Source organism: Clostridium sp. AF27-2AA, from assembly GCF_003478505.1.
GTDB lineage: Bacteria > Bacillota > Clostridia > Lachnospirales > Lachnospiraceae > Brotaphodocola.
The window spans coordinates 1-21,680 of sequence record NZ_QUFI01000044.1 but is presented as its reverse complement, the minus strand read 5'-3'; the positions used below and the strand labels follow the sequence as shown (position 1 = coordinate 21,680).

The following is a 21,680-nucleotide window of genomic DNA, read 5'->3' as shown; positions in this document are numbered from 1 at the left end:
GATTACCGGCTTCGGACCTTTATTGGTTTTAACCCTAAATTGTTATTATACTACCAGTACCTCTTTTTCTTTCTTCGCTGCCTGGTATCCCAGCACGCACACAGCACCTACGAGCACCAGTCCGATGAGGTCTGTCAGGCTGCCCGGTACCAGAAGGGTAAGTCCTCCAACGATGCAGAGGATTCTCTCCCACCACTTCATGTTGCGGAATACGAAGCCACTTAAGCCGGCTGCCACACCGAAGATACCGATGATGCTGGTAATGGTGATCATCACAACCTCCGGGATGGTGGTGTTGATGAACAGCATTGCCGGGTTCATGGCGATGATGTAGGGTACGATGAACGCTGCGATGGCAAGACGGCTTGCGTTGAACGCGGTCTTCATCGGTCCGGCCTTCGCAATGGCGGCGCCTGCGTAGGCAGCCAGTGCTACCGGCGGGGTGATATCTGCCACGATACCAAAGTAGAATACGAAGAAGTGTGCTGCCAGCATCTCAACGCCGATCTCCGGGCTCATCAGGATCGGAGCGCAGGTTGCTGCCATGATGCAGTAGGTTGCGGTGGTCGGAACGCCCATGCCAAGCACGATGCAGCAGATCATGGTAAGCAGCAGTGCGATGATCATGACACCGCCGGATGCGGATACGATGGCACGCAGGAGCTTGGATGCAAGACCGGTGGAGGTGATACAGCCTGCCACGATACCAGCCATGGTACATGCAGATGCTACGGTGATGGTTCCCTTGCCGCCTGCTTCCAGAGCGTCAATGATCTTGCCCAGGGAAATGCGGTTATCGGAGTTGAACAGGCCAACTACAATGGTAACCAGAATTGCGATGGCTGCGGAACTCTGCATGGTGCGGGTACCATTGGATACCAGAACCACCAGGACAACCAGTGGAGCCAGCAGGTAAAGCTTTTTCACTAAATAGCTGAATTTTGGAAGGCTGTCTTTGTCAAGGCCCTGTAAGCCAAGCTTCTTTGCCTCCAGATGTACGGCAATGTAAATACCTGCGAAATACAGGATAGCCGGAAGGATAGCCAGAACCGCGATGCGGGAATACGGAATGCCGGTGTACTCTGCCATCAGGAATGCGGCTGCGCCCATGATCGGCGGCATGATCTGTCCGCCTGTGGAAGCGGCTGCCTCAACGGCACCTGCAAACTCTGGTTTGTAGCCGGTCTTGATCATCATCGGGATGGTGACGGAACCGGTGGTTACGGTGTTTCCTACAGAAGAACCAGAAACCATACCGCACAGTGCGGAGGAAATAACGGCTACCTTAGCCGGACCGCCGCAGGAAGAACCTGCCACGCAGTTTGCCAGATCAATGAAGAATGCTGAGATACTGGTTCTCTCCAGGAACGCGCCGAAAATGATGAATACAACAATGTATTTCTGACATACGTTGATCGGGGTGTTCATGACACCGTTGGTGGTGTAGAACAGATCGTAAATAACCTTACCAAAACGGACATTGGAAAAGGTGTAAATAAGCAGCGCGCCTACGACAAAAAGGATCGGCAGGCCAACGCAGCGACGGCAGAGTTCTACCAAAACCAGGATAGCCATGATGGCCAGAGCCAGCATGAACGGGTCTTTTGAGATAACACTGTAGCTGGTTAACAGAATCTTCTGGGCATTGGCTGCAAAGTACAGGAACGGGCCTGCTCCTGCCACCATCAGGACTACATCATAGAATGGAATGTGGTTCACGCGGACATGACCTTTTTTGATCGGATAGTTTAAAAATCCGATGACAATGATCATGGCCAGGAATAAGCTTAAGCGCACCTCCGGGAGGCTCTTGTCTACCAGAGTCAGGTAAATGCAGAACAGGGAGAATGCTGCCATCAGGAAACGGATCACGGTTTTAGGCTTTCCTTCCCATACACGGACATTGGATTCCCTGTCATATTTTTTCATCACCACGTCAACATCTTCTGCGGTTCCGGTTAAGCCATCGGCTGCCGGTGCCGTGTTCACTGCGGCTTCTGTTTTGTGTTTGTTCAGAAAGCTCATAATCGAATCCCCTTCCTATTCATTCTACAGGCGCCTCCGGATTTCGGAAACGCCTGATCAGCTTTTCGGTTTCTTATTTTGTCGGTACAGTCAGGCCTTTTTCTGCGAAGTATTTTGCTGCGCCTGCGTGGTACGGAACTGCAGTTACGGAAGCTGCAAAGTCAAGATCCAGCTCGTTCTTCTTGTCATGTCCCAGGGTATCAATGCTGTCGTAGATGCCTGCAACAAAGTTGTAAATGTCGTTCTCATCTACATCATCCTGTGCGATAACAACTGCGCTGACTGCAACGGTGGTTGCGTCCTTCTCAAGTCCATATGCATCTTTCGGAATTACGTATTTGGTGTAGTAAGGAGATGCTGCCTCAAGTTTTTCAATATGCTCGTCATCTAACTCTACCAGATATACATCTCTGGTGGCTGCCAGGGAGGTAACTGCGGTGGTCGGCGCGCCTGCTACGATGAAGGCTGCGTCGATCTTGCCATCCTGCATAGCCTCTACGCTATCACCGAAGGACTGGTAGGTAGGTTTGATATCGTCAATGGTTAAATCATAAGCACCCAGGCAGTCCAGAGCGTTGAAGTAAACGCCGGAACCGGAATCGCCAACGGATACGGTCTTACCCTTTAAGTCAGCCACGGTCTTGATATCCGGGTCAAGGGTTACGATCTGTACCTGCTCCATGTAAAGTGCTGCCACGGTGGAGAAACCGTCAATCTTGGCACCATCAAAGAGGTTTGTGCCGTTGTATGCGTAAGACATAACGTCGGACTGTACGAAACCAAGCTGTGCGTCACCTGCGTCCATAGCCTCGATGTTGCCCTTGGAGCCCTTGCCGACAATGGCGGTTACGGTCGTATCGGTTAAATCACTGATCTGACCTGCGATTACGCTTCCGAATCCGTAGTAGGTACCCTGGTCGCCGCCAGTGGTGAAGATGAGTTCCTTACCGCTGCCTGCCAGGCCGATCTTGTCTGCCGGTGCTGCTTTGGTATCTGCCGCGCTGTCTGCTGCAGTCGTGTCTGCTGCTTTTGTATCAGCTGCGGTAGTGGATGCGGTACCGGAACCACCGCATGCGGTAAGGGATGCTGCTGCCATCATAGTTGCCATAACCAGTGCCATATTCTTTTTCATAATCATTGTCCTCCTCAGTACTTTTTCTCAACTTGGTGCCAATTATAGCACAGGATTTTTTGAACATCAAGCAAAATATTGTAATTATTACAGCTTTTTAGTTGTGCTTTGTCGCGCTAAATTGGTAAAAGAATTGAGATTGACAAAATTTTATAAATAAAGAAGAGCCAATGTGACTGCTCACACTGACTCTCTTCTAAATAATATAAACGATGCTTTTCGATTCTTAAGTGCTGTTTAATCCAGCTCAAACGCGCCGGTATACAGCTGATAGTAAGTACCCTTCTGGGTGATCAGGTCGTCGTGGTCACCGCGCTCGATGATGCGTCCGTGATCCAGAACCATGATGGCTTTACTGTTGCGGATGGTGGACAGACGGTGCGCGATAACAAGCACGGTTCTGCCCTCCATCAGGTTATCCATACCCTGCTGTACCAGTGCCTCGGTACGGGTATCGATGGAGCTGGTTGCCTCATCCAGGATCATGGCAGGCGGATCTGCCACCGCCGCGCGGGCAATGGAGATCAGCTGGCGCTGTCCCTGGGAAAGGCTCGCGCCGTTTCCGGTCAGCATGGTGTTGTAACCATCCGGCAGACGGGTGATGAAGCTGTCCGCATTAGCCAGCTTCGCTGCCGCAATGCATTCCTCATCGGTCGCATCCAGACGTCCGTAGCGAATATTGTCCATTACAGTTCCGGTAAACAGATTAACCTCCTGCAGCACCACACCGAGAGAGCGGCGCAGGTCTGCTTTGCAGATCTTGTTGATGTTGATGCCGTCGTAGCGGATTTTGCCGTCCGGGATATCGTAGAAACGGTTGATCAGATTGGTGATGGTGGTTTTTCCGGCACCAGTCGCGCCTACGAACGCGATCTTCTGACCCGGCTTCGCAAACAGAGATACATCATGCAGCACCAGCTTCTCCGACACATACCCAAAATCTACATGCTCCAGGCGGATATCGCCCTTTAACTCTGTATAGGTGACAGTACCGTCCGGACGCGGATACTTCCATGCCCAGATGTGGGTCGGATGGTCGGCCTCCACCAGCTCGCCGTTCTCATCATGCTTTGCATTGACCAGGGTAACAAAGCCCTCGTCCTCCTCCGGCTTTTCATCGATCAGCTCGAAGATACGTCCTGCACCTGCAAGGCCCATGGCGATCAGTGCCACCTGGTTGGAGCTCTGTCCCACGGTCTGGGCCAGCTGTCTGGACATCCCCAGGAATGTGATGATAATTCCGACAGATACCGGACTAAAGCCCCTCCAGGTCAGGTTCGGTGCCTGGAAATAAACCATCAGGCCGCCAACAATGGCAAGAACCACATACATCAGATTGCCCATGTTGCCAAGGATCGGCATCAGGGCATTACCGTACTGATTTGCTGTCTTGCTGTCCTCAAACAGCTTTTCGTTGTATTTTAAGAAATCCTGCTTTGCCTCTTCCTCGTGACAGAAAACCTGGACCACCTTCTGGCCTGCCATCATCTCTTCCACAAAGCCTTCTTCTGCTGCCAGGGAACGCTGCTGGAACATCATGTATTTGGAGCTCATGCCGCCGAATTTCTTCGTCACGGTCAGCATACCAGCCACAAACAGGCAGACTACAACGAACATTGGAATGCTGAAGCGGGTCATCATGATGATCATGACCAGAATGGTCAGGATGGACTGAACCAGCATCGGCATGCTCTGGCTGACCATCATACGGATGGCATCCGTATCGTTGGTGTAGGTACTCATGATGTCGCCGTGGGCGTGGGTGTCAAAATACTTGACCGGAAGGGTCTGCATCCTGGTAAACATATCAACACGGAAATTTTTTAAAGTTCCCTGAGTTACCGTTGCCATGATGCGGGTGTAAATCAGGGATGCCAGCACGCCAAGTGCATAGACACACGCCATGCTGGTAAAAATCCCCCGCATCTGCGCCCAGACACTGGCCATGCCGTTCTCGACACCCGGAAGAATGCATTCATCTATCAGCTTCTGAATATAAATGGTCTGTCCCACAGAAGCCACCGCCGTCACGACAATACAGAGAATCACCGTGATCAGATGTGCCCGGTAATGGGAAAACAGATAGGCCATCAGGCGCTTAAAGGTGCCTGGCTGAATGCCTGTCCGGCTCATATTTTTCTTTTCACTCATCCTTCTTCCGCCTCCTTACTCTTAGTCTGGGAATCAAAGATTTCCCGGTAAATGCCATTCAGCGCCACCAGTTCGTCGTGATTGCCCTGCTCGACAATGCGTCCGCCGTCCATGACCAGAATGAAATCTGCGTCCTGCACGGAAGAAATACGCTGGGCAATGATGATCTTGGTGGTGTCCGGCAGTTCCTCGCGGAAGGCTATGCGGATCAGCGCATCGGTCTTGGTATCTACCGCGGAGGTAGAATCATCCAGGATCAGAATACGCGTTTTTTTCAGAAGTGCTCTCGCGATACACAGGCGCTGCTTCTGTCCGCCGGATACGTTGGTACCGCCGCGCTCAATGTAAGTGTCATAGCCGTTCGGAAACTGGCTTACGAACTCATCGGCCTGGGCCAGCTTACATGCGTGAAGGATTTCTTCATCTGTCGCGTTCTTGTTGCCCCAGCGCATATTCTCCTTAATGGTGCCGGAAAACAGCACGTTTTTCTGAAGCACAACCGCAACCGCGTCACGTAAGGATTCCAGATCGTACTCCCGCACATCCTTTCCCGCTACCCTCACGCTTCCCTCTGTCACATCGTACAGACGGGAGATCAGCTGAATCAGGGTGGTCTTGGAAGAACCGGTTCCGCCGATGATGCCCACGGTAGCACCGGACGGAATATGCAGGTCAATGTCAGCCAGCGCGAACTTCTTGCTCTTCTCGGAATATTTAAAGGAAACATGGTCGAAATCCACGCTTCCGTCTGCCACCTGCTTCTCACCATTTTCCGGGGAAGTCAGGGAGCTTTCGTGGGTCAGCACCTCCGCGATACGCTCTGCGCACTCAGATGCCATGGTGGTCATGATGAATACCATGGAGAGCATCATCACAGATATCAGAATCTGCACGCCGTAGGTGATCAGGGAAGACAGCTGTCCGGTGGTCAGCTCAGTCGCTCCAGTGTTGACGATGATCCGCGCGCCAAGGTAATACACCAGGAACATGGACAGATACATGCAGAACATCATGGTCGGGTTATTGAAAGCCAGGATCTTCTCAACAAAGGTAAAGTCCTTGCGCACCTCTTCAGCGGCCTTGTCAAACTTCTCCGTCTCATAGGCCTCACGGACAAAAGACTTTACCACACGGATGCCGGCCACATTCTCCTGTACCGAGTTATTTAACGCATCGTACTTTTTAAAAATCCGCTTGAAGATCGGATGTACATGCATAGCAATGCCAAACAGCACCGCAGCCAGAATCGGCAAAATGCACAGGAAGATCATCGCCATCTTCGGGTTGATGGTCATAGCCATGATCACCGAGAACAGGATCATAAGCGGAGTGCGGACTGCCAGACGGATCAGCAGCTGGTACGCATTCTGCACGTTGGTCACATCCGTTGTCATACGGGTTACCAGGGACGATGCGGAGAATTTATCAATATCCGCAAAGGCGAAATCCTGAATCTTGAAATACATATCCTGTCTTAAGTTCTTCGCGAAACCACAGGACGCTTCTGCCGCGTTCCGGGCAGACAGTACACCAAATCCCAGAGATACGGTCGCCATGATCAGAAGGATCACTCCGTACTTTATAATTGGCGATATGGACTCAGCAGACATCCGGTCAATCATCCGGGACATGACAAGCGGAATCATACACTCTAAAATAACCTCTCCCGCTACAAACACCGGTGATAAAAGAGTCTGCTTTTTGTACTGCCGTACACTTTTCAGTAAGGTCTTAATCACAAACATTTCCTCCTTGTTACACTGTTTCGTAAATTATTCTGCCAGATTTTTCAGCATCTTGTCTGTCACAGTAAAAAAGACCTGCATCTCCTCCTCTGAAATTCCTGCGGTGAGCTTCCTGTTCAGCTCATCCAGGCCCCGGAGTACGCAGTCTTTATACTTCAATGCTTCCTCAGTCACCACAATCTTTTTTCTTCTCGCGTCATAGGAAACCGGTTCTTTCCGGATCAGCCCCCTCTGCTCCAGCTCTTTTAACAGTGCTGTGGCTGTAGGCGGCCTTAAGCCGAACTCCTCCTCAATATCTTTCTGAAAGACATCGTGCTTCGTATGAGCTGCCAAAAGAAAATGAAGTGTGCGTCCCTGGGCTCCGCTGAACATTCCGGAGCCAAAGGCCGCACACATCTCTCTGCTGATTCCGTTTGACAGACGTTTGATGCTGCGCATGGCAATTTTTTCTTCCTGCTTCATTGCACCTCATCATACTGTGTGGCTATGCAGCTTTCTTCTGAATTCCTGTATGGAATATCTCTCAGCTGTATATTTTATTTAGTTTCCTAAGTATATTAGGATATTTTCGCTAATTTGTCAATTGGAAATTTGTGAACTTTCTATGAAATTCTAATTGATATTTCTGTTTTGAAGTTTTGTAACCGCAAAATCATGCGTCTGCGGATTTTTGGCTGCGACGCTTCTGGTCCAGATAGGAAACGGCAGACAGCGCCGCAATATTTCCCTGTCCAGCGGACTTGATATACTGGTAAGGCCGTCCGGCGATGTCACCACAGGCAAAACAGCCCGGCACATTCGTCTCCATCTGCAGATTTACCGCTACGTGGTTTCCATCCATCTGTAAGCCCGGCACCAGATTCTTCGGAGACACGCTCTCTCTTAATATAAAAACGCAGTCCACCGGATAACTGTTCGCATTTGTCACCAGCACATCTGCCTTCATACCGCCAGTGATCTCCTTCGGCACTTCCCTTACTACCTGGATTTTCTCTGAAACCTCTACTGGTTCCTTGTACATTGGAATATAGTAGACCTTCTCCGCAATATCCGCCAGGAAATCTGCCTCAGCCTCTTCGGACTTCTGATAACCAATCACCGCCACGGTGGCTCCGCGGTAAAGGGGCGCGTCACAGGTGGCGCAGTAGCTGACACCACGGCCAAGAAATTCTTCCTCTCCAGGAAGCGGCTTCCCAAAATTCACACCGGTGGCCAGAATCACCGCATCCGCCTCACAGATGTCCTGTCCCACCTGCAGGGAAAAATAATCTCCCATGGGATAGATCAGGTTCACCCGGTCCTCCACAATTGGGACCTGCATCCGGTCAATGTGTTCCTCAAAGGCCTTTCCCAGCTCCGCACCGCTGATATCCGGAAAACCAAGGTAGTTCTGGATTTCCTGGGCCTTCTGAACCTTGCTGCTTAAATCCCTGCTGCCTGCTAAGAGAATTTTCTTTTTGCGGATGGCCGCAGTCACTGCTGCCGAAAGCCCCGCCGGGCCAGTGCCGATGATGGCGATATCGTAACGTTCCATAGAATTGTGGTCTCCTTTGTGTGTTTTGAATTTCATAATCTTCTTCTATTATATACCAATCATACCCGGTTTCAAAAGTTGAAATTTTTTCATTTTTTGAAACCGGACTTCTGATAAACTTTTCAAATTTTTTCAAAAATTCCGAAAAAAGTGCTTGCACACTTTTGACTTTTATAGTATAGTATATTCTTGTCAGCGGGAGTGCTGGAATTGGCAGACAGGCTAGACTAAGGATCTAGTGGCAGTTATGTCGTGTGGGTTCAAGTCCCATCTCCCGCAGGTATGCAGAAGTGGCGGAATTGGCAGACGCGCACGGTTCAGGTCCGTGTGGTAGCAATACCTTGTGGGTTCGACTCCCATCTTCTGCATTGCAGAAAATGAGCCATCGTACAAAATTGTGCGGTGGCTCTTCTTTTTTCTACGCTATCCCCAAAACTTTTCCGATTAGCAGAATTATCCCCAAAATCCAGCTGGTTAATACACCAAACAAAATGACCGGACCGGCAATCGTGAAAATTTTGCAGCCGATTCCAAACACATGTCCCTCTGCCTTATATTCAATGGCCGGGGCTACCACGGAATTGGCGAATCCGGTAATTGGCACCAGAGCTCCGGCGCCGCCCCATTTTACAATTTTTGGATAGATGCCAAAACCCGTCAGCAGGACACTGGCCAGGATCAGTTCCATCAGCATCCAGGTCTGAGCTTCTTCTTTCTCCATTCCAAGGTAGTTGATCATCATCATCACCGAGGCCTGCCCCAGGGCGCAGATGATGCCGCCGGTCACAAAGGCGCGCAGCATGTCGCTTCCCAGTTCATTGACTGGAGTAATCTGTTTGATGTATTTGTCGTAGGCTTTTTTATTTAATTCCATGGTATATTCTATCTCCTTTGCTCTGTTTTCTCTGCCTTGTTCTATCTCTGCACCCACAGAAATGCGCCTGCTCTGATTCCAGCATCATTCCGCTGCCATCCCGCACAGAAAATACGCCAGGGATCCGGCCAGTTTTCCCAGTGCAATAGAAAGTATCAGATACTGCAGCCCCACCGCCAGATAAATTCTCCGGCTGATAACCGGCAGTGCCTTTAACGTCTCCGCCAGAGACATCACCAGGCATCCCACAAAGATTCCCACTGCCAGTCCAAAGATGCCGAGAAACAGCGAGGAAAAACCGTGCAGTGGAATGGGGAACTCATACAGATCCGCAATATTTCCCAGCACACCCCCGCTCACGATCACGGTTCCGTACAACAGAATATGTCTCTTCGTTCCCGTTTTTCCGATCAGCCGCGGAAACACACCGATGATGACCAGGAATGCGAAGACTCCGGCCGCAATGATGCCTCCGGCGCTGAGTCCCACAAAGAGGAGGGCGGCATTTCGCCCGCCGCTCACAATCAGATTGCGGAATGCCGGTTGTACGCTGCTCCAGATCAGATCATGAAACATCAATGCCCCGCTCCTTTCTGGAATCATTCTGGATCACAGTCTTGCAGATGTTATCCTCATAAAGCCGCATCTCCACCTCCAGCGGTGTGGGATCCGTGTTGATCTTCCACTTCGCGAAATGATTAAAGAAGACAATGATTCCCACCGCCAGTCCCACAGAATAGGACAGCTCCAGAATCGTATGCCCACTGGATTCTTGCCCGGTGAGCAGCCGGTACACCTCACCAAACACTGAGGTGACACTGACATCATTGTTAAAGGTCATAATGGCAAAGGCCGCCCCACAAAAGCAGATGACGCAGACAAAGATAGTCTTGCACCACTGCCAGAACAAGTTCTGCCGCACCTTAGGCTGGTAATCAATGATAAACTCCACTTTTCCCACATTGCTGACCGTCACGGAAGAATCTGCCGCCTCCATAATCCGGATCACATTCAGGGCATTTTCCACGTAGCGCTTGCGCTTCTGTTCCCGGATCGTCTTGATTTTCAGGCTGGCACAGCGGTTCTGCACATGGGCGTCACTGCAGTAGACCTCGGCCACATCCTTCACCTGAATATCCGGCTTATGCAGTTCCGTGATTTCCCGCAGATTCAGGTAGACGGTGTTCTGCGCGCTCATGCAGCCACCTCCCTGATACGCAAAAACTCTGGCGTCCTGTTTACGCTGCGCCACCAGTCAGATTTCCACTCTGCTGGTTCCGTCCCGCGAAATTCCTGACGAACCAGGGTTCCATCCGGATCTTTGGGTTCTCCTTCATGGTAAAAGCAAAGCCATGCCACTGCCATGACCAGAAGCATAGCTCCCAGTACGACCAACAGCATGACTTTCGATTTCCAGTATTTCATTCCTGCTCATCCCTTTCCGTCCGTTTTCTGCCTGCTTTCTGTCCAGAAAATCCGCAATATCCATAATTCAGTCTTTTCCTTGCAGAATCGGCTTCCGGCTTGTTTAGGTTCAGTATGCGCAGTTATGCCCCCAGATATTCCCGCATCTGCTTCAGAATCCGTTTTTCCAGCCGCGACACCTGCACCTGGGATATATTCAGATCCTCAGCAATCCTGGTCTGGGTCTGGTTTTCAAAATAACGTCTTACGATAATTTCCCGGTCCTTCTCCGGCAGTTTTTCCATCAATTGTTTTAATACCAGGCGGTTCATGAGCTGTTCTTCGTTCTGCGTTCCGTCCGGGATCCGGTCCATGAGACGCAGGCCGCCCTCCTCGCCGTTTCCGGTCTCCCGGTACAGGGATTCCACCTCTGCTCCGGCTCCCATGCAGGCCGCCACTTCCTCACAGCTGATATCCAGTTCCTTCGCAATCTCCGAAAGTCCCGGTTCCCGCCCGGACTTTGCCGTCAGGGTTTCCCGCGCCCTGCGGACGCGAAGTCCCAGTTCCTTCATGGACCGGCTTACCCGGATCATTCCGTCATCCCGCAGAAAGCGCCGGATTTCCCCCGCAATCATTGGCACCGCATAGGTGGAAAAACGCACCTGAAATCCAAGATCAAACTTGTCTACAGCCTTTAACAGTCCAATACACCCGATCTGAAACAGATCCTCCAGCTCATGACCCCGGCCGCTGTAATGTCGGGCCACGCTCCAGACCAGCCCCACATTCCCCATGACCAGCTGCTCCCTCGCTTCCTCATCCCCGGCATGCGCGCGCCGGATCAGATCCATTGTCTCATCCATGCACATCACCTGCCGATTTGTTTTCTCATGACAACCTTCGTCCCTTTTCCAGGCTCCGATTCCACATGCACCTGATCCATAAAGGCCTCCATAAAGGAAAAGCCCATGCCGGACCTGGTTCCGGTCTTGTCGGTGGTAAACATGGGTTCCATGGCCTTCTCTATATCCCGGATTCCAACGCCGTAGTCTTCCACCACCACAGTCAGTTCTTTTCCTTCCGTCTCCACCTCCACGGTAATGGCTCCCTTCTCTCCGCCATACCCATGAATTTCCGCGTTCGTCACCGCCTCGGAAACAGCAGTCTTCACATCATCAATTTCCTCCAGCGTCGGATCCAGGCGGCTCAAGAATACCGCCACCACCACCCGGGCAAACTCCTCATTTTTTGAAAGGCTCTCCAGCTCCATCCGAAAACGCTCCATATGTTTCCCATCCTCCCGTTTTTCACCTTTTCGATTCTTTCGTCCTGCCTGTCCAGCTTCCCGGCAGTCACAGTTTTTCATACATCAGTCCGGCAATCATCCGGCAATTGCCGCTTCCTTTGTGTCAAAATATTTCATCAGCCGTCCGATACCGCCAATTGCCAGAACCCGGCCCACCTGGGCATTCACACCATAAATCGTCACGGTACCGCCGCTTCCCGCCATCTGTTTGTAGCGGTTTAACAAAATTCCAATGCCAGAGGAATCCATAAATTCCGTCCTGGAAAAATCAAAAACCACTTTGCTGATATAATTTTCTGACAGGAGCAGATCGGTCTCATATTTTAAGTTCCGGCAGTTGTGATGATCCAGCTCCTTCGGCAGATGGATCACCAGGGTCTGTCCATGAGCCTCGTAGGAAAAAGTCTGTTCGTACATAAAAATTCCCCCATTTCCTGTAAAATATAAATTTCATGTAAAATGAAAAAAGGTACGGCAGAGTGCGTTTCTCACGTTTTCTCTGTCGTACCTTCTGTTCTGTTTTTATTTGTCTTTGTACCAGGCAAATTCCGTTTTAGTACCCGCGCTGGGTCTTCGCGTCATCCACATACTCCGAATTCGGATAATTCATGATGACATCAGTAAAATACTGGGTCGCTGTTTCCTGATCCCCGGCTGTCACATAGGCCATTCCGAGCTTGTAGATTACCTCCGGGTTGTCCCCCTTGATCTGCAGGCTCTTCTGGTAATAGTCCGCTGCTCCAGCCACATCTCCGGCTGCCAGAGCCTCATCTCCCAGGTTCATCAGAAGCGTATACCCATTTTCTGACATATCCTTCTGAATCCAGGCCACCGTCTCGTTCAGTACACCATCATTTAACACCGACCAGTCCGTATCCACATAAAGAAGGGTGGCCGTTTTCTGGTCCTCATCCCGGTATGCCTGCAGGATCTTCACCAGATTCTGGTACTGGGCCAGGGTGCCGCCGCTGGAATTCTGCAGAGTCTTCAAATTCTCCTCTGCCTCACTCTGGGCGCTCTTCGCCTCTTCCATCTTCTGGTTCAGACTGTCAATCTCGATATTCTTCTGGTTCAGCTCTTCCAGTGTATTTTTCAATTCCTGATTATGCTTTGCATTCAGTGTCTCGGTGTTCGCCGGCATAACCAGAAAAAAAATGACCATAGCTCCCAGCACCAGACCAACCAGAATGTTAAGCACCGACTGCCAGCCGGTATTTTCCTTATAGCTTGGTGGCATGATGATATCATCATCCTGCAGCTTCCGGTGGGAAAAAGCATTCTGCAGCTTCCGTTTCTCCACATCAGCCTTGCCTGTATTGTGTTTGGCAATATCCATATAATGAAGTACCCACGGGTTATACCGGTCAATCTTTAATGCCTGATACAGACACCGTCCGGCCTTGATATAATCCTCCTGATGGAGATACAGAAGTGCCAGAAGTTCCTGCGCCTTGACATACTGCGGAAACTCTTCCACCATACGCATCAGGAGCAGCGTTGCCAGATCTTCATTGTCATTCTGAGCATAGATCAGAGCCTGATTGTACTTTTTGGCTGCCTGATCGGCCAGCTCCAGATATCCTCTGGCCGCATGAACCTTCCTCAGATATTCCTCTGCCAGATTGTCCTGCTCCTGCAGGTTTAAGCTGATGACCCACTGAGTCAGCGCCGCGCCCACCTCGCCGATCTCATTGTAGATCAGGCCCAGCAGGTTTCGGGCATCCGTCTGGTATTTGTCAAACCGGAGACTTTTTTTCAGCGCAGTCACTGCGCCAGACAGATCCCGGCTCCTTGCCTTTTCCAGGCCAATGTTATAGTAGGCATTGGCAATCTGCCGGTTTTTCGTTCCTGTTTTCATAATCGTTTTCTGTTACTCCCTGTTTTTCAGCAGTTCCATCATCAGATCTGTCATGTCCGTCAGATCCTCTTTTACAATCTGCGTTTCCACATCGCCCACTTCCAGGCTCGGCTGGAACCGTGCGATCTCTTCTTCAAAATCCAGCATGATTCTCCTCGCTTCCTTAGGTCCGTCACTGTTTACATCCGGTGTAACTGTAACTTCAAATCCTCCAATATCTCTCCGATCAGGTAGAGGGAGCCTACCATATAGAGATGGTCTCCTTCTTTCTTTTCAGACAGTACATGCTTCAGTGCGTCTTTCGTGGAGTCAAAGGCCGTCACATGGCTGCATCCGGCATCCTCAAACTGCCTTGCCAGCGCATCAGCCTGAAGGCCGCGCTCACTCTTTAACTGCACCACGGTAACCCGCTCAGGGGAAAGCTCCGTGCAGAGCAAACGTATCATCTCATGGTAATCCTTATCCGAAACTGCAGCGAAGAGGAGCTGGATCTGTGGATGCATGTCCGCTGCATTCTGCTCCCCCTGGTCCGGCTGCTGCGCTGACTGTTTTTCCTGTACTGCCAGCCCATTCTGTGCCTTCACCGCCTGAATAAACGCGCGGATGCCGCCCGGATTGTGGGCACCATCCACCCAGACATCCGGTGCCACCTGCTGCATCCGGCCGGTCCAGTGGACCGAAGCCAGTGCTTTTCTGCAGACTTCAGCATTCACTCCCTCAATTTCCAGTATCTCCAGAACCTTCACCGCCAGAGCCGCGTTCATAGCCTGGTATGGTGCCGCAAAGGAAACTCCCCAGCAGGAATCTTCTGCCGTAAGTCCGTAAGCCGCACTGCCAAGCCTGTCCGCTGCTGCCGCGATGACGGCACCTGCTGCCCGGTCGTTGTTATCATACACCACCGGTATACCCGGCTTGATGATACCGGCCTTCTCCGCCGCGATCAGCTCCACCGTATCTCCAAGATACTGGGTATGGTCGAGGCTGATGGAGGTGATCACGCAGGCCAGCGGATGCCGGATCACATTGGTGGTATCCAGCCGTCCGCCCAGTCCCGTCTCCAGAACCACAAAATCCGGCTTTCTCCGCCCGTATAGGTCCATGGCCATGAGAAACACAAACTCAAAAAAGGTAGGATGCGCGTAGCCTTCTGCCGTCAGCCTGTCCGTGACTGCCTTTACCCTGGCGAAGCTCTCTGAAAATCCGGCTTCTTCCACAGGAACGCCATCCACCAGAAAACGCTCTGTCACATCGGTAAGATGTGGAGACACAAAGGTTCCCACATGATATCCGGCTTCCATGAGCATGGCGGTTAAGTCCGCGCAGACCGAACCCTTTCCGTTGGTCCCGGCCACATGGATGATGTTTAACTGCTCGTCCGGATTCCCCAGTTCTTTCAGGAAATGCCGCACCTCATCCAGCGTATTTTTCTTTTTTGTCCAAAGCGGGATTCCCAGCAGGTAATCCCGCGCTTTTTTGTCTATCATTGTTATATATGCCTGTCCATTCTCAAATATGAACGATTACCGATTACTTAAGCTGAGCCAGACGGGCTTTTACCTGCTCCATCATCTGGGTATACTTTTCCAGCTTTGCCTTCTCTTCGTTGATCTTTGCCTCCGGAGCCTTGCTTACAAATTTCTCATTGGACAGCATGCCGGTTACACGGGCAAGCTCCTTGGTGAGACGCTCTTCCTCTTTCTGCAGGCGCTCGATTTCCTTCGCAATGTCAACCAGCTCTGCAAACGGGATGTAGATGGATGCCTCCGGGATCACTACGGATACTGCGTCATCGGCAATGCCCTGCTTATCAGACTGTAAGAATACCTCGCTTGCGTAGCCCAGGGTTGCAAAGAACACCTTGCTGTGCTCGAAGATCTGAAGCAGCTTCTGGTTCTCGGAAACAACGTATACTTTTGCCTTTTTGCTCGGAGCTACGTTCATGGAGGTACGTACGTTACGGATTGCGCGGACTGCTTCCTTGATGGTCTCGACTGCGTACTCCTCCTGCTCGAAGTTCCACTCTGCCTTATACTCCGGCCATGCGGATACCATAATAGAAGCTTCCTCATCCTGCAGGTTGCAGAAGATCTCCTCGGTGATGAACGGCATGTACGGATGTAAGAGCTTTAAGGAGTTGATGAGTACCGTCTTTAAGGTCCACAGTGCTGCTGCCTTCGTGCTGTCCTCGTCATTCCACAGACGCGGTTTTACCATCTCGATGTACCAGTCGCAGAACTCCTCCCAGATAAAGTCATAAACCTTCTGCAGGCCGATGCCCAGCTCAAACTTATCCAGATTCTCGGTGACATCCTTTGCCAGGGTATTTACCTTGGACAGGATCCACTTGTCTGCCATGGTCAGGTCATCTAAGGAAACCTCGTGGACCGGAGCCTTCTCCATATTCATCATGATGAAACGGGATGCGTTCCATACCTTGTTTGCGAAGTTACGGCTCGCCTCAACACGCTCCCAGTAGAAACGCATGTCGTTGCCCGGTGCATTACCGGTAATCAGGGTCATACGCAGGGCATCTGCGCCGTACTTGTCGATCACCTCCAGCGGATCGATACCGTTGCCCAGGGACTTACTCATCTTACGGCCCTGGCTGTCGCGCACCAGACCATGGATCAGTACGGTATTGAACGGGCATTTTCCGGTCTGCTCATAGCCGGAGAATACCATACGGATAACCCAGAAGAAGATGATATCATAACCGGTTACCAGCACATCCGTCGGATAGAAATATTCCAGTTCTTTGGTCTTCTCCGGCCAGCCCAGGGTAGAGAACGGCCACAGGGCAGAGGAGAACCAGGTATCCAGGGTGTCCTCATCCTGCTTTAAATGGGTGCAGCCGCACTTCGGGCACTTCTCCGGCATGGATTTCGCAACGGTGATCTCGCCGCACTCCTGGCAGTAGTATGCCGGGATACGATGGCCCCACCACAGCTGTCTGGAGATACACCAGTCACGGATTCCCTCTAACCAGTGCAGATAGGTCTTTCCGAAGCTCTCCGGAACGAACTTTAAGTCACCGTTCTTTAAAGCTGCGATAGCCGGTTTTGCCATTTCCTCCATGCGGACGAACCACTGCTGTTTTACCATCGGCTCAACGGTGGTCTTGCAGCGGTCATGGGTTCCTACATTATGAGAATGCGGAACAACCTTCACCAGCAGGCCCTGGGCCTTTAAGTCCTCAACCATAGCCTTGCGGGCCTCGTAGCGGTCCATGCCGTCGTACTTGCTGCCCTTGCAGTCGATGGTTGCGTCATCGTGCATGATGCAGATTTCCGGCAGGTTATGGCGGCGTCCTACCTCAAAGTCATTCGGGTCATGAGCCGGAGTGATCTTCACGCAGCCAGTACCGAACTCTTTGTCAACATACTCATCCGCAATGACCGGGATCTCACGGTCAGTCAACGGCAGCTTTAACATCTTACCGATAATATCCTTGTAGCGCTCATCCTCCGGGTTCACCGCAACAGCAGTATCACCAAGCAGAGTCTCCGGACGGGTGGTTGCGATCTCAACAAAACGGCCGTCCTCGCCAACGATCGGGTAATTGATGTGCCAGAAGAAGCCGTCCTGCTCCTCATGCTCAACCTCAGCGTCGGAAATGGAGGTCTGGCAGACCGGACACCAGTTGATGATGCGGGAGCCTTTGTAGATGTAGCCTTTCTCGTACAGCTTTACAAATACCTCAAGCACTGCATCGGAGCAGCCCTTGTCCATGGTAAAACGTTCTCTGTCCCAGTCAGCGGAGGAGCCCAGCTTGTGCAGCTGCTTGATGATGCGGGTGCCGTACTCCTTCTTCCAGTCCCAGCATGCTTCCAGGAATTTGTCACGGCCCAGATCATGCTTGTCCACGCCCTCTTTTCTCAGCTTGTCAATGACCTTAACCTCCGTTGCGATGGCTGCATGGTCCGTACCCGGCTGCCACAGAGCCTCGTAGCCCTGCATTCTCTTATAACGGGTCAGGATATCCTGCATGGTATTGTCCAGTGCATGGCCCATATGCAGCTGACCGGTAATGTTTGGCGGAGGCATAACAATGGTGAAAGGCTTCTTGCCCTCTCTCCTTCCACGCTCAGCGTCTGCATGGAAATACTTGTTGTCCAGCCATTTCTGATACAGCTTTTCCTCAATGGCGGAGGGGTTGTAATTCTTTTCCAGTTCTTTCATGATCATTTCCTTTCCTTATGTGTGGATGTGTAGAAATCTTCTTTTTCATGGCGGGACCCTAAACAGCTGCGTTTCTTTGAAAAAAAAGAAAGCCCTTCATACAGAATCTGCGTTCTGCATAAAGGGCGAAAAGTTCCGCGGTACCACCTTTGTTTCTCACTTTGTCACTGCTGCCGCTTAAGGCAACAGCTGTCTCCTTAACGCGGATCAGACGGGAATCCTTACTTTGTGTTGGTCCGGATCGCAGGTTTCATTTCGAAACGCTCCGCATTCCAGACATGATTCAGGATTCCGGCTCTGAAGCTACCTTCCGTGCGTGCCCTCTGAAACCATCTTCCAGCCATGGATGGTTCTCTCTGACAGAAGCTTACGACATACTCCTCTTCTTCCCAGCCTGTTTGCATATCGTGAATATTTTAAAGCAAAGAGCGCCAAGTTGCAAGAGGTTTCAGGAAAATTTATGATTCTTTTCATTTTTGCAGCGGACAACACACTCCTTTTTATAGCAGGCAATACCATTAATGCTAAATTAATTTTAAAAAATTGTACAAAAAGTGTTGACAATTAAAACAATAAGCGTTATACTACGTAAGCACTGTTGAGTGAGACATCACTCAGACAGCAGATATGGGGTCTTAGCTCAGCTGGGAGAGCATCTGCCTTACAAGCAGAGGGTCATAGGTTCGAGCCCTATAGGCCCCATAGCAATTAAATATGGCGGAATAGCTCAGTTGGCTAGAGCACACGGTTCATACCCGTGGTGTCGAGAGTTCAAATCTCCCTTCCGCTACTAAATCAGGCAGTCTGTGTAAAACAGATTGCCTTTTTCTTTTTTAATCGCATGCTGAAGCAAAAGCAGCCACTTATATGACTGCCCCATCTTTCACTCCAGCACAAACTCTACAATCCGCTCTCTCGCATCGTTTCCATCAAACAGCTCCCGACAGTCAATTTCATCCGCAAACACCAGCTCGTCCACGGTCATCAGATACGCCAGATATTCATCCGATGGATAATAGAAAAATAGCCGAATCTCCCGGGATACTTCGTACCAGGAATCCAGAATTCGCCGGATCACTTTCTGTAATAGTTCCACCGAAAACGGATTGAAAAAATATGCCCGGTTCACTGCGCCCGGCACCGGGAACTCGCCTGCGTCCGCCAGAACAAACTCTGTCCTGCCGCCGGATACGGCTGTCTTTTGATTCTCTGCAGCTGTCTCATAAATCCGCGGATCATACTCCACACCGATGCTGTGACAGCGTGTCTGATAGGAAAGATAACAGTCCACCCTTCCCTTGCCGCATCCATAGTCTAACAGCGTATCTCCTTTCCGGATCCGGCCACTGTTTGCAAGACGTTCTAACACGGCATACGGAGTTGGCTCATAGGGATAACGGTACTGGTCTGCATTGGAATCATCCCGGCCCAGGGTCTTAATTTTCAAGAGACGGTCCCACTGTTTCTCTTCCTGTTCCATGTTTCTTCCGCGCATGATGTTTATGACCAGCCCTTCCACACTTCCGGCTGATAGCCAAGCGTTGACTGCTTTCCGTTTCGCACGACCGGAGTTTTGATTACCTGGGGATTTCCCAGGATTTTCTCCAGTTTATCCTCCGGCGCCAGATAACGGATCAAAGCAAGGGTATCCTGATCCTTCGCATCCGGGTTCAGCATAGCCTCCACACCGCCGTTTACATGTGCCACAGAATTGAATTCACCCTTGCTCATCCCCTTTTCCTTCATATCAATAAACTGGTATTTGATGCCGCGCTCCTTGAAAAAACGCTCCGCCTTGCGGGTGTCTCTGCACTTTTTTGTACCAAAAATCTGTATGTTCATTCGTGTATCCTCTCCGTTTCTGTCTTTCAAAATCATCTGCTGCTTTCGCAGCTGTTCAGTACCCTCACACTTACCTGCCTTCTGTCTTCCTGATCTGAGCGAATGCTAGTTTATCCGTTTCTCCAGTTCACATGGCCAGTGATCGCCCACCTCCAGGCCCTGTTCCGTCAGCCACGCATCTTCCGCCGAAACATAACGCTCATTTCCTTTTTCGTCCGTCAGGGTAACCGAAACCTGCGGCAGCTGTCCAGGCAGCCTTCCCTCACATCCGTACTCTCCATCAAAAATATGCTTAATTTTCCACATAATATCACTTGTACCTCTTTTCCTTCCAAGCACTTCACTCTTTCACAGTATAGCGAATTATCTGTCTCCTATCAAGAACAGTTACAATAATTCGGTTTGACATCCCATCTTTCCACCGCTATAATCGAGTTGCAGTTTCCGCTTCCGAAACACAGAATGCGGCTCCTGCCAATACTTCCAGAGATAAGGAGTTCCCACATTGATCACGATAGAAAAAAAGCTCCTGCTTCCCGACACCTACCCTTTAGAACGGATTGGAAAGCTGGATGAGCTTCTCTTTTTTGATATTGAAACCACCGGTTTTTCCGGTGACCGGTTCCAGCTGTATCTGATTGGCTGCACCTATTATAAGGATAATACCTGGAATCTGATCCAGTGGTTTGCCGATACCAAGGCGGCTGAAAAAGATCTGCTGAATCACTTTTTTGATTTTCTGAAGCAGTATAAAACCGTAGTCCACTTTAATGGCGACGGCTTTGATATCCCGTTTTTACAGAAACGCTGCAAACATTTTAACCTGCCCTACAGCTTTTCCGATGTTGCCAGCTTCGACATCTATAAAAAAATAAAGCCATACCGGAACCTGCTTGGGCTAGACAGCTTAAAGCAGAAATCCATTGAGCAGTTTCTCGGTATCGCCCGGACAGACAAATATAACGGCGGACAGCTCATAGAGGTTTACAAGGATTTTCTGATGACCCACGAGCAGAACTTATATGATCTTCTCATTCTGCACAACGAGGATGATTTAAAAGGCATGCCTTCCATTCTTCCCATTCTGAATTATCCGGATTTTCTGGAGCATCCCTTCACGCTGTCCGACCAGGAAATTGTGGATGAACCAGACGCAAACGGACACTGCCGTCATCTTTTAAAGCTGACATGCAAAAGCTTTTGTTCCATTCCGGTCCCGGTAAAAGCGTCCATGGCTCCGGCACGCTGCACGATGGAAAAGGATCAGATCACCTTCTTCGTGGAACTGACAGAAGGAACCTTAAAACATTTCTATCCCGACTATAAAGACTACTACTACCTGCCGTTTGAAGACCGGGCCGTTCACAAAAGCATCGGCTCCTGCGTGGATAAGGATGCCCGGGTAAAGGCCACCGCAGCCAGCTGCTATACCAAGACCACCGGATTTTTCCTGCCCCAGTTTGAAGATATCTGGGAGCCGGTCATGAAGCAGGAGTACAAAGACAAAATGCGCTACGCGGCGCTGGGCGATGTATATCTGGCCGATCAGGCTGCCCTGCAAAAATACACAAGCGCCATCCTGTCATATCTAAAATAAAAATTTAAGAGCAATATCAATATAGGTTCGAAG

General features: G+C 50.6%; 21 protein-coding genes, 4 tRNA genes and 1 other annotated feature. Of the genes, 5 read left to right on the top strand and 20 right to left on the bottom strand.

Annotation, left to right across the window (positions count from 1 at the left end):
- Window positions 1-45 precede the first annotated feature (45 nt).
- From DWY84_RS15755 to DWY84_RS15730, 6 genes are all read right to left on the bottom strand, one after another.
- Window positions 46-2,025: a TRAP transporter fused permease subunit gene (locus tag DWY84_RS15755; protein WP_118534280.1), complete on the bottom strand. Its 1,980-nt coding sequence runs from the start codon at window positions 2,023-2,025 to the stop codon at window positions 46-48.
- Window positions 2,026-2,098: 73 nt separating this feature from the next.
- Window positions 2,099-3,157 (bottom strand): TAXI family TRAP transporter solute-binding subunit, encoded by a 1,059-nt coding sequence (locus DWY84_RS15750; protein WP_118534279.1) that lies wholly within the window; start codon window positions 3,155-3,157, stop codon window positions 2,099-2,101.
- A gap of 237 nt (window positions 3,158-3,394) precedes the next feature.
- The gene (locus tag DWY84_RS15745) at window positions 3,395-5,308 is read right to left on the bottom strand and encodes an ABC transporter ATP-binding protein (RefSeq protein WP_118534278.1); all 1,914 of its coding nucleotides are present in this window, start codon (window positions 5,306-5,308) and stop codon (window positions 3,395-3,397) included.
- Window positions 5,305-7,047: an ABC transporter ATP-binding protein gene (locus DWY84_RS15740; protein WP_207665136.1), complete on the bottom strand. Its 1,743-nt coding sequence runs from the start codon at window positions 7,045-7,047 to the stop codon at window positions 5,305-5,307. Before DWY84_RS15740 ends, DWY84_RS15745 begins: the two co-directional genes overlap by 4 nt.
- 33 nt (window positions 7,048-7,080) lie before the next feature.
- A complete protein-coding gene (locus tag DWY84_RS15735) occupies window positions 7,081-7,515 on the bottom strand; it encodes a MarR family winged helix-turn-helix transcriptional regulator (protein WP_118534276.1) in 435 nt (144 codons plus the stop codon).
- A gap of 190 nt (window positions 7,516-7,705) precedes the next feature.
- Window positions 7,706-8,587 (bottom strand): NAD(P)/FAD-dependent oxidoreductase, encoded by an 882-nt coding sequence (locus tag DWY84_RS15730; RefSeq protein WP_118534275.1) that lies wholly within the window; start codon window positions 8,585-8,587, stop codon window positions 7,706-7,708.
- Window positions 8,588-8,782: 195 nt separating this feature from the next.
- Here DWY84_RS15730 and DWY84_RS15725 point away from each other — a divergent pair.
- A tRNA-Leu gene (locus DWY84_RS15725) sits at window positions 8,783-8,866 on the top strand.
- Window positions 8,867-8,871: 5 nt separating this feature from the next.
- Window positions 8,872-8,955 (top strand) — tRNA-Leu (locus tag DWY84_RS15720).
- A gap of 50 nt (window positions 8,956-9,005) precedes the next feature.
- On the opposite strand, the gene DWY84_RS15715 is transcribed toward DWY84_RS15720, so the two are convergent.
- The 11 genes from DWY84_RS15715 to DWY84_RS15670 form a co-directional block, all read right to left on the bottom strand.
- Entirely contained in the window at window positions 9,006-9,461 is a 456-nt protein-coding gene (locus DWY84_RS15715) for a SpoVA/SpoVAEb family sporulation membrane protein (protein WP_118534282.1), read from the bottom strand.
- A gap of 84 nt (window positions 9,462-9,545) precedes the next feature.
- A complete protein-coding gene (locus DWY84_RS15710; RefSeq protein WP_118534274.1) occupies window positions 9,546-10,037 on the bottom strand; it encodes a stage V sporulation protein AB in 492 nt (163 codons plus the stop codon).
- Window positions 10,027-10,659, bottom strand: a complete 633-nt coding sequence (locus DWY84_RS15705) for a stage V sporulation protein AA (RefSeq protein WP_118534273.1) — start codon at window positions 10,657-10,659, stop codon at window positions 10,027-10,029. Before DWY84_RS15705 ends, DWY84_RS15710 begins: the two co-directional genes overlap by 11 nt.
- Window positions 10,656-10,886: a hypothetical protein gene (locus tag DWY84_RS15700; RefSeq protein ID WP_147354310.1), complete on the bottom strand. Its 231-nt coding sequence runs from the start codon at window positions 10,884-10,886 to the stop codon at window positions 10,656-10,658. The genes DWY84_RS15705 and DWY84_RS15700 overlap by 4 nt, the downstream gene beginning before the upstream one ends.
- A 122-nt stretch (window positions 10,887-11,008) precedes the next feature.
- Window positions 11,009-11,728 (bottom strand): SigB/SigF/SigG family RNA polymerase sigma factor, encoded by a 720-nt coding sequence (locus tag DWY84_RS15695; RefSeq protein WP_118534271.1) that lies wholly within the window; start codon window positions 11,726-11,728, stop codon window positions 11,009-11,011.
- Between the two features lie 5 nt (window positions 11,729-11,733).
- Complete coding sequence (spoIIAB, locus tag DWY84_RS15690; RefSeq protein ID WP_178716227.1) at window positions 11,734-12,150, bottom strand: anti-sigma F factor; 417 nt, start codon at window positions 12,148-12,150, stop codon at window positions 11,734-11,736.
- 96 nt (window positions 12,151-12,246) lie between these two features.
- On the bottom strand, window positions 12,247-12,588 hold the full coding sequence (locus DWY84_RS15685; protein ID WP_118534269.1) for an anti-sigma factor antagonist: 342 nt from the start codon (window positions 12,586-12,588) through the stop codon (window positions 12,247-12,249).
- A 136-nt stretch (window positions 12,589-12,724) separates the two neighbouring features.
- Window positions 12,725-14,029 carry a tetratricopeptide repeat protein gene (locus DWY84_RS15680; RefSeq protein ID WP_118534268.1) on the bottom strand — a complete coding sequence of 435 codons (1,305 nt, stop codon included), beginning with the start codon at window positions 14,027-14,029 and terminating at the stop codon, window positions 12,725-12,727.
- A 12-nt stretch (window positions 14,030-14,041) separates the two neighbouring features.
- Window positions 14,042-14,176, bottom strand: coding sequence for a hypothetical protein (locus DWY84_RS17990; RefSeq protein ID WP_279220350.1), 135 nt, complete (start codon window positions 14,174-14,176; stop codon window positions 14,042-14,044).
- A 32-nt stretch (window positions 14,177-14,208) separates the two neighbouring features.
- Entirely contained in the window at window positions 14,209-15,513 is a 1,305-nt protein-coding gene (locus DWY84_RS15675) for a folylpolyglutamate synthase/dihydrofolate synthase family protein (RefSeq protein ID WP_118534267.1), read from the bottom strand.
- Between the two features lie 43 nt (window positions 15,514-15,556).
- On the bottom strand, window positions 15,557-18,208 hold the full coding sequence (locus DWY84_RS15670; protein ID WP_118534266.1) for a valine--tRNA ligase: 2,652 nt from the start codon (window positions 18,206-18,208) through the stop codon (window positions 15,557-15,559).
- Between the two features lie 118 nt (window positions 18,209-18,326).
- Window positions 18,327-18,608, bottom strand: a binding site (T-box leader).
- A gap of 229 nt (window positions 18,609-18,837) precedes the next feature.
- On the opposite strand from DWY84_RS15670, the gene DWY84_RS15660 reads away from it, so the two are divergent.
- Both DWY84_RS15660 and DWY84_RS15655 read left to right on the top strand, forming a co-directional pair.
- Window positions 18,838-18,910 (top strand) — tRNA-Val (locus DWY84_RS15660).
- A gap of 14 nt (window positions 18,911-18,924) precedes the next feature.
- Window positions 18,925-18,998: transfer RNA gene (locus DWY84_RS15655), tRNA-Met, on the top strand.
- A gap of 93 nt (window positions 18,999-19,091) precedes the next feature.
- On the opposite strand, the gene DWY84_RS15650 is transcribed toward DWY84_RS15655, so the two are convergent.
- From DWY84_RS15650 to DWY84_RS15640, 3 genes are all read right to left on the bottom strand, one after another.
- A complete protein-coding gene (locus DWY84_RS15650) occupies window positions 19,092-19,688 on the bottom strand; it encodes a class I SAM-dependent methyltransferase (RefSeq protein ID WP_118534281.1) in 597 nt (198 codons plus the stop codon).
- Window positions 19,689-19,708: 20 nt separating this feature from the next.
- On the bottom strand, window positions 19,709-20,050 hold the full coding sequence (locus DWY84_RS15645; protein ID WP_118534264.1) for an arsenate reductase family protein: 342 nt from the start codon (window positions 20,048-20,050) through the stop codon (window positions 19,709-19,711).
- Between the two features lie 105 nt (window positions 20,051-20,155).
- The gene (locus tag DWY84_RS15640; protein ID WP_118534263.1) at window positions 20,156-20,356 is read right to left on the bottom strand and encodes a hypothetical protein; all 201 of its coding nucleotides are present in this window, start codon (window positions 20,354-20,356) and stop codon (window positions 20,156-20,158) included.
- A 199-nt stretch (window positions 20,357-20,555) separates the two neighbouring features.
- Between DWY84_RS15640 and DWY84_RS15635 the strand changes: the two genes are divergently transcribed.
- Window positions 20,556-21,647 (top strand): ribonuclease H-like domain-containing protein, encoded by a 1,092-nt coding sequence (locus tag DWY84_RS15635; protein WP_118534262.1) that lies wholly within the window; start codon window positions 20,556-20,558, stop codon window positions 21,645-21,647.
- The last annotated feature ends 33 nt before the right edge of the window (window positions 21,648-21,680 follow it).

Coding starts and splice junctions, on each gene's coding strand:
- DWY84_RS15755 (WP_118534280.1), bottom strand. CDS start 2,025: ATGAGCTTTCTGAACAAACACAAAACAGAAGCCGCAGTGAACACGGCA.
- DWY84_RS15750 (WP_118534279.1), bottom strand. CDS start 3,157: ATGAAAAAGAATATGGCACTGGTTATGGCAACTATGATGGCAGCAGCA.
- DWY84_RS15745 (WP_118534278.1), bottom strand. CDS start 5,308: ATGAGTGAAAAGAAAAATATGAGCCGGACAGGCATTCAGCCAGGCACC.
- DWY84_RS15735 (WP_118534276.1), bottom strand. CDS start 7,515: ATGAAGCAGGAAGAAAAAATTGCCATGCGCAGCATCAAACGTCTGTCA.
- DWY84_RS15730 (WP_118534275.1), bottom strand. CDS start 8,587: ATGGAACGTTACGATATCGCCATCATCGGCACTGGCCCGGCGGGGCTT.
- DWY84_RS15715 (WP_118534282.1), bottom strand. CDS start 9,461: ATGGAATTAAATAAAAAAGCCTACGACAAATACATCAAACAGATTACT.
- DWY84_RS15710 (WP_118534274.1), bottom strand. CDS start 10,037: ATGTTTCATGATCTGATCTGGAGCAGCGTACAACCGGCATTCCGCAAT.
- DWY84_RS15705 (WP_118534273.1), bottom strand. CDS start 10,659: ATGAGCGCGCAGAACACCGTCTACCTGAATCTGCGGGAAATCACGGAA.
- DWY84_RS15700 (WP_147354310.1), bottom strand. CDS start 10,886: ATGAAATACTGGAAATCGAAAGTCATGCTGTTGGTCGTACTGGGAGCT.
- DWY84_RS15695 (WP_118534271.1), bottom strand. CDS start 11,728: ATGGATGAGACAATGGATCTGATCCGGCGCGCGCATGCCGGGGATGAG.
- spoIIAB (WP_178716227.1), bottom strand. CDS start 12,150: ATGGAGCGTTTTCGGATGGAGCTGGAGAGCCTTTCAAAAAATGAGGAG.
- DWY84_RS15685 (WP_118534269.1), bottom strand. CDS start 12,588: ATGTACGAACAGACTTTTTCCTACGAGGCTCATGGACAGACCCTGGTG.
- DWY84_RS15680 (WP_118534268.1), bottom strand. CDS start 14,029: ATGAAAACAGGAACGAAAAACCGGCAGATTGCCAATGCCTACTATAAC.
- DWY84_RS17990 (WP_279220350.1), bottom strand. CDS start 14,176: ATGCTGGATTTTGAAGAAGAGATCGCACGGTTCCAGCCGAGCCTGGAA.
- DWY84_RS15675 (WP_118534267.1), bottom strand. CDS start 15,513: ATGATAGACAAAAAAGCGCGGGATTACCTGCTGGGAATCCCGCTTTGG.
- DWY84_RS15670 (WP_118534266.1), bottom strand. CDS start 18,208: ATGAAAGAACTGGAAAAGAATTACAACCCCTCCGCCATTGAGGAAAAG.
- DWY84_RS15650 (WP_118534281.1), bottom strand. CDS start 19,688: ATGGAACAGGAAGAGAAACAGTGGGACCGTCTCTTGAAAATTAAGACC.
- DWY84_RS15645 (WP_118534264.1), bottom strand. CDS start 20,050: ATGAACATACAGATTTTTGGTACAAAAAAGTGCAGAGACACCCGCAAG.
- DWY84_RS15640 (WP_118534263.1), bottom strand. CDS start 20,356: ATGTGGAAAATTAAGCATATTTTTGATGGAGAGTACGGATGTGAGGGA.